The organism is Streptomyces sp. NPDC030814 (assembly GCF_055572155.1).
This window is the reverse complement of the sequence record NZ_JBVIDX010000051.1, coordinates 21,397-27,088: the sequence shown is the minus strand read 5'-3', so window position 1 is coordinate 27,088 and position 5,692 is coordinate 21,397. Positions and strand designations below refer to the sequence as shown.

Sequence of the window (5,692 nt, the reverse complement as noted above, 5' to 3'; positions counted from 1 at the left end):
CTGCCGGATCACCCGCTGCTGCGACGGACCGTTCGGCGCCGTCAGACCATTGGACGCACCGTCCTGGTTGACCGCCGAACCCGCCACCACCGCCAACACCCGACGCCCCGCCGCCCGCGCATCCGACAACCGCTCCACCAGCACCAGGCCCGCGCCCTCGGAGAAACCGGCCCCGTCCGCCGCGTCCGAGAACGCCTTGCACCGGCCGTCCGCCGCAAGCCCACGCTGCCGGCTGAAGTCCAGGAACAACCCCGGCGTCGACATCACCGTCACACCACCGGCCAACGCCAGATCACACTCACCCGACCGCAACGCCTGCACCGCCAGATGCAACGCCACCAGCGCGGAGGAACACGCCGTGTCCACCGTCACCGCCGGGCCTTCCAGCCCGAGGGTGAACGACACACGCCCGGACATCACGCTCGCGGTGTTGCCGGTGCCGAGGTGGCCCGCGACCTCCTCCGCCGTGGTGGGGTCGAGGGGGCGGGAGGCGTAGTCCTGGTAGTTGGTGCCGGCGAAGACGCCGGTGCGGGAGCCTCGCAGGGTCGTCGGGTCGATCCCGGCCCGCTCGAACGCCTCCCACGCCAGCTCCAGCAGCAACCGCTGCTGCGGGTCCATCGCCAGCGCCTCACGCGGCGAGATCCCGAAGAAGCCGGGGTCGAAGTCGGCGACGTGGTCCAGGAATCCACCGCCGCGGGTGCTGGCGCGGCCGGGGACGCCGGGCTCGGGGTCGTAGAGGGCGTCGATGTCCCAGCCGCGGTCGTCGGGCCATGCGGTGATGGCGTCGGTGCCGTCGGCGAGCAGTCGCCAGTAGTCCTCGGGGGTGTCGGCCCCGCCGGGGAAGCGGCAGCTCATCGCTGTGATGACGACCGGGTCCTCGTCGGTGGCACGCGCCGTCGGAAGCGTGGCGTCCGGGGTGTGCCCGGTGGTCGGTGCGAGTGCGGCCCGGAGGTGTTCGGCGAGGGCGGCCGGGGTGGGGTAGTCGAAGACCAGGGTGGCGGGCAGGGGGCGGCCGACGACGGCACTGAGGGCGTTGCGGAGCTCCACCGCCGTGAGCGAGTCGAAGCCGAGTTCGCGGAAGGAGCGGGTGGGTTCGACGTCCTGGGGGCCGGCGTGGTCGAGGACCACGGCGGCGTGCGCGCGGACGAGTTCCTCGAAGGCGGCCCGCTGTTCGGGTTCGGCGAGAGCGGCGAGCCGGCGGGTGAGGTCGCCGGTGTCGTGGGGGTCGCCGTCGGCGGCATGCCGGGGGTCGTGGTCCGGGCTCCGGCGGGCGGTCAGGGCGCGTCGGGCGTCTGGCAGGTCGTCGAGGAAGGGGCGGGGCCGCGCCGTGGTGTAGGCGTGGGCGAACAGGTCCCAGTCGATGTCGGTGACGGCGAGGGTGGTGTCGTCGTGGTCGAGGGCCTGTTGCAGGGCCCCGAGGGCGAGGTCGGGGTTCATGGGGCGTACGCCGTGCCGCTGGAGGCGTTCGCCGACGGAGCCCTCGGCCATGCCGCCGTCCGCCCAGGGTCCCCAGGCGATGGCGGTGGCGGGCAGACCGCGGGAGCGGCGCTGCTGGGCCAGGGCGTCGAGCAGGGCGTTGCCGGGGGCGTAGTTGGCGTGGCCGGGAGCTCCGATCGTCCCCGCGGTCGACGAGAAGAGGACGAACGCGGAGAGGTCGAGTCCGGTGGTGAGGGCGTCGAGGTTGCGGGCACCGCCGACCTTCACCCGCAGGACCTCCGCGAGCTGGTCGGGGGTGAGGGTGGTGATGACGCCGTCCCGCAGGACGGCGGCGGTGTGGAAGACGGCGGTGAGCGGCCGTTCGGCGGGGACGGTGGCGAGCAGGGCGGCGAGCTGGTCGCGATCGGAGATGTCGCAGGCGGCGAAGTCGACGTGTCCCGCGCCCAGTTCGGTGAGTTCGGCGCGCAGCTCGGCGGCGCCGGGCGCGTCGGGTCCGGTGCGGCTGACCAGCAGCAGGCCGGGGGCACCCTGGCGGGCGAGTTTGCGGGCGACGTGGCGGCCGAGGGCGCCGGTGCCGCCGGTGACGAGGACGGTACCGGTGGGTGTCCACTCCCGGCCGCCGTCCAGACCGCCCGTCGCCGCCCGCTTGAGCCGGCGGGCGAGGAGGCCGGTGTCGCGAACTGCGAGCTGGTCCTCCTGGCCGACACCGGCGAGGGCGGCGGTGAGGCGTTCGGCTGCGAGGGGGTCGAGGGTTGCGGGCAGGTCGAGCAGACCGCCCCAGCGCTGTGGCTGTTCGAGGGCGACGACGCGGCCGAAGCCCCAGACGAGGGCTTGCTCGGGGGCGTCGACGGTCTCGGTGGCGCCGGTGGCCACGGCTCCCCGGGTGGCGAACCAGACGGGTGCCTCGTGGCCGAGGTCGTCGAGTGCCTGGACGAGGGCGACCGTGCCGGCGAAGCCGCGGGGCAGGCCGGGCTCGCCGTCGTACTCCTCGTCGTCCAGGGCGAGCAGCGACAGCACGGCCTGTGGCCGTTCCGGCCCGGTGGCACGCAGGGAGTCGGCGATGCGGTCGCGGCCGTGGTCGGGGGCGACGGCGACGACGACCGGGGCGGCGCCCGCGCGGGCGAGGGCGTCGACGACGTCGGCACCGAGGGCGTGGCCGGGGTGGGCCGGGTCCTGGTGGGCGGCGGGCAGGGCGACGATCCAGCTGCCGCTCAGTACGGGCGCCGGGCTCACGGGCAGGGGCTTCCAGGTGACGCGGTAGCGCCAGGCGTTCACCGTGGCGTTCTCGCGGCTGCGCCTGCGGTAGTCGCTCAGGGCGGGCAGGACCGTGGCGAGGGTGTCCTGGTCGAGGTGGAGGGCGGCGGCGAGCGGGGCGGTCTCGCCGTTCTCGACGGATTCCCAGAAGCGGGCGTCGAGGTCGGTGCCGGAGGGCGTCGCGGGGGCGGTGAGCTGGGCGGGCGTGGGCCAGTAGGTGCGGCGCTGGAAGGCGTAGGTGGGCAGGTCGACGCGGGTGCCGGGGGCGACGAGGGTGGTGCGGTCGGCGGGGGCGGCGCCGCGGACACGCAGCTCGGCGAGGGAGGCGAGGAAGCGGCGGGGTCCGCCTTCGCCGCGGCGCAGGGTGCCGGTGACGACCGTCCCGGTGCGGCCGTCCTCGTCGAGGGTGTCGCGGACGGCGGCGGTGAGCACAGGGTGCGGGCTGGACTCCACGAAGGCGCGGAAGTCCTGCCCGGCGAGGGCTTTCACGGCGTCGGCGAAGCGGACGGTGCGGCGCAGGTTGTCGTACCAGTAGGCGGCGTCGAGGCGCTCGGTGTCGAGCCAGTCGCAGGTGACGGTGGAGAAGAACGGCACGTCGGCGGTGCGCGGTCGCAGACCGGAGAGGTCGGTGAGGAGCCGTTCGTGGATCTCCTCGACCTGCGCGGAGTGGGAGGCGTAGTCGACGGGGATCTGTCGTGCCTGGGCGCCCGCGGCGGAGAGGTCGGCGACCAGGTCGCGTACGGCGTCGGCGTCGCCGGAGACCACCACGGAGGCGGGCCCGTTGACCGCGGCGACGGAGAGCCGGCCCTCCCATGGTGTCAGCCGCTCGCGGACGTCGGTGACCGGCAGCAGCACGGAGGCCATGCCGCCGCGTCCCGCGAGGGTGGTGATGGCTCTGCTGCGCAGGACGACCACGCGGGCCGCGTCGTCCAGGGTGAGGCCCCCGGCGACGCAGGCGGCGGCGATCTCGCCCTGGCTGTGGCCGACTACGGCGTCGGGGTGCACGCCGCGGGACTGCCAGAGCCGGGCCAGCGACACCATGGTCACGAACAGCAGGGGTTGGACGACGTCCACACGGTCGAGGGTGGGGGCGCCGTCGGCACCCCGCAGGACGGCTTCGACGGGCCAGTCCACATGGCGCTCGACGGCCGTCGCGCAGGCGGTGAAATGTTCACGGAAGTCAGGGTCGGTGTCGAGGAGTTCGGTGGCCATGCCGGGCCACTGGGGGCCTTGGCCGGGGAAGACGAAGACGGTACGGCCGTCGACGTCGGCCACGCCCTGGACGAGGCCGGCCGCCGGGGAGCCCGCCGCCAGGGCCTCCAGGCCGCGCAGCAGTTCGGCGCGGTCGTCCGCGAGGAGCACCGCGCGGTGTTCGAACGCCGACCGGGTGGCGGCCAGTGACCAGGCGAGGTCGCGCGGGGGCACCGTCTCGTCGGCGCGCAGCCGGGCGTGCAGGGCGGCGGCCTGGGCGCGCAGCGCGACGGCACTGCGCCCGGACACGGTGTACGGCAGCGTGGTGCGCGGCGGCGCGGTGGGCTGCTCGGGGGCCGAGGAGGCCGGTTCGGGGACGGGCCGTTCGAGGATGACGTGGGCGTTGGTGCCGCTGACGCCGAAGGAGGAGACGCCGGCGACGCGGGGCCGGTCGGCGTCGGGCCAGGGGCGGGCCTCGGTGAGGAGTTCCACGCGGCCCGCCGTCCAGTCGACGTGGGTGGTGGGCCGGTCGACGTGGAGGGTGCAGGGCAGCAGGCCGTGCCGCATGGCCAGGACCATCTTCATGACCCCGGCGACACCGGCGGCGGCCTGGGTGTGCCCGATGTTCGACTTGACGGAGCCGAGCCACAGCGGTGTTTCGCGGTCCTGCCCGTAGGTGGCGAGGAGGGCCTGGGCCTCGATCGGGTCACCCAGGGTCGTGCCGGTGCCGTGGGCCTCCACCGCGTCGACGTCGGCGGTGGTCAGCTGGGCGTCGGCGAGGGCCTGCCAGATGACGCGCTGCTGGGAGGGGCCGTTGGGGGCGGTCAGGCCGTTGGAGGCGCCGTCCTGGTTGACGGCGCTGCCGCGGACCACGGCGAGCACGGGGTGCCCCAGGCGGCGGGCGTCTGCCAGCCGCTCCACCAGCAGCATGCCGGCGCCCTCGGCCCAGCCGGTGCCGTCGGCGGCCTCGGCGAACGCCTTGCACCGGCCGTCGGGGGCGAGGCCCCGCTGTCTGCTGAATTCCAGGAACAGGCCGGGCGTGGACAGCACGGTGACACCGCCGGCGAGCGCCAGGTCGCACTCCTTCGAACGCAGTGCCCGTACGGCGAGGTGCAGGGCGACCAGGGAGGAGGAGCACGCGGTGTCGACGGTGACGGCGGGGCCCTCCAGGCCGAGGGTGTAGGAGATGCGGCCGGAGACGACGCTGGCGGCGTTGCCGGTGCCGACGTGTCCTTCCAGGCTCTCCCGTGAGGCCAGCAGCAGGGCCGGGTAGTCCTGGCCGTTGGTGCCGGCGAAGACGCCGGTGCGGGAGCCTCGCAGGGTGGTGGGGTCGATGCCGGCCCGCTCGAACGCCTCCCAGGAGATCTCCAGCAGCAGCCGCTGCTGCGGGTCCATCGCCATCGCCTCGCGTGGTGAGATCCCGAAGAACGAGGCGTCGAAGTCGCCGGCCCCGGCGAGGGCGCCGCCGCAGGTGCTGTACGTCTTTCCGGGGCGGCCCGGCTCGGGGTCGTAGTGGTCGGCGAGGTTCCAGCCGCGGTCGGCGGGCCACTCGGTGACGGCGTCGCCGCCGGAGGCGAGCAGCCGCCACAGTTCCTCGGGCGAGTCGGCGCCGCCGGGGAAGCGGCAGCTCATCGCGACGATGGCGACCGGCTCGCGGGAGGCGGACTCCGCCTCCCGCAGCCGCCTGCGGGTCTCGTGCAGGTCTCCGGTGACCTTCTTGAGGTAGCTGAGGAGCTTTTCCTGCTCGTTCACGCGTACTCCCCCAGCTGGCAGGTCGTGGCGGTGGCCATGGTCGTGGTCGTCGTGCCGG

1 protein-coding gene is annotated in these 5,692 nt (G+C 74.7%); it reads right to left on the bottom strand.

Translation table 11 applies throughout. The features are described 5' to 3' along the window. Positions 1–5,634 (bottom strand): type I polyketide synthase (locus ACZ43N_RS42450; protein WP_468105203.1); only part of this gene is annotated, 5,634 nt, incomplete at its 3' end. Positions 5,635–5,692: the final 58 nt, after the last annotated feature.